The organism is Polaromonas sp. P1_G4 (assembly GCF_056405475.1).
In genome coordinates this window covers 1-1,530 of the sequence record NZ_JBFUCA010000755.1, presented here as the reverse complement: position 1 = coordinate 1,530, position 1,530 = coordinate 1, and the positions used below count along the sequence as shown (strand labels likewise).

The window sequence follows — 1,530 nt, the reverse complement described above, 5'->3', positions numbered from 1 at the left end:
CCTCAATTCAACAATTAGAGTTAACTCGTAACCAATAGAAACAACCATCAGATTACCGGCCAAGCCGAATGTCATTTTCGAAAGGGGACAGGTAGCCGGGCAGCGCCAACGGGAAGCCGGAGGATGAGGAAAACAAGGAGAAAAGAGGGGGAAGGGAGGAAAGGGCAACGCCCCAGGCGCAACAAGCCAGGCGAACTCCAACGCGGAGCATGGCGGGGCGGAAGACATAACCGCATAGTCGCGGCCGCTCGCCGCGGGCAGAGTGGCGAAAGACAAGCTGCCCGAACTCGGTGCCAAGCTCGCTCAAAACTCGCTTCTTCACGGCCCGCCCTGTTCTGTCAGGGCAAGCCGCGAAAGAAGGAGGAAAGTTACCTCACGGCATCACGCAAGCGCGCAAACACCTTCCAGAACGCAGCCTCCTGCGTGGTTGCAAAGTTGATGCGCATCAATGTGCTGGGTTTGCGCGCCGCGTGAAACAAGCCGCCAGGCGCAATCAGGTAGCCCTCGTCCAGCATGCGCTGGGACAACGCATCGGTGTCGACGCCCGTGTCCACCCAGCCGAACAGGCCGGCGGGCTCCGCAGCAAATGTGCAGCCGTGAGCCAGGGCCAATTTGACGCTGCGTGCACGCGCGCCGTCAAGCCGGGTGCGAATACGCTCGGCATGCCGGCGTAACTGGCCCTGATCTATGCACCAGGCCAGCGCCTTCTCCAGCAGGGCTGGCGTGGTTAGCGTGGCCAGCAGTTTGGTGTCCAGCAGGCGCTCGATGAGGTCGGGGGGTGCGGCCATGAAGCCGACGCGCCAGCCGGGTGCCAGGATCTTGGCGAAGCCGCTGACATAAATCGTGCGCTGCAGCCCATCGAGGGCGCATAGCCGCGTGGCATGCTCAGGCGCCAGGTGGCTGTAGGTGTCGTCTTCAACAATGTGGAAGTTGTGTTGCATCGCCAACTGCAGCACGCGGTGGGCGCTGCCGGGCGTGAGGCAGTAGCCCGTCGGGTTGTGGAATACGCTGACACTGACAAACAGCTTGGGCTGGTGGATTTCGCAGTATTGGGCCATCACCGCCAGGTCCGGGYCGTCGGCGCGGCGCGGTACCGGCAGGATGCGCATGCCTAAAGCGTCCAGTCGGGCGAACTCCACCGCCCAGCCGGGCTCCTCCACCATCACACAGTCCCCGGCACGCAGCAGCGTCCGGCTGACGATGTCGAGCGCATGGGTGGCGCCAACGGTGGTGATGATCTGCTCGGGCGCGGCGTGCACATTGAGTGCACTGAGCTTCTGCGAAAGCGCGCGGCGCAGGCCGCTGTCGCCCATGGGTTCACCGTACTGGAGCGAAAAGTCCCGCAACGCGCTGACGCTGGTGACTTTGCGGACGGCGGCCGGCATGAAGGTGGTTTCGAGCCAGTCTGGTGGAAACACGCCCATGCCGGGTTGCGGCTTGTTGCTGACCTTGTGGAACATCCCGCGGATCAGCGCCGTCGCATCCACCGGCGCCTGGCGCGTGGCCATCCAGGTCGCAGTGCTCCAGGCG

The 1,530-nt window shown here is 63.6% G+C and carries 1 protein-coding gene; it reads right to left on the bottom strand.

Annotated features, from left to right (window positions below):
* Window positions 1-368: 368 nt before the first annotated feature.
* On the bottom strand, window positions 369-1,530 hold a 1,162-nt coding region (locus tag AC1D1X_RS23035), incomplete at its 5' end, for an aminotransferase-like domain-containing protein (RefSeq protein WP_477699302.1).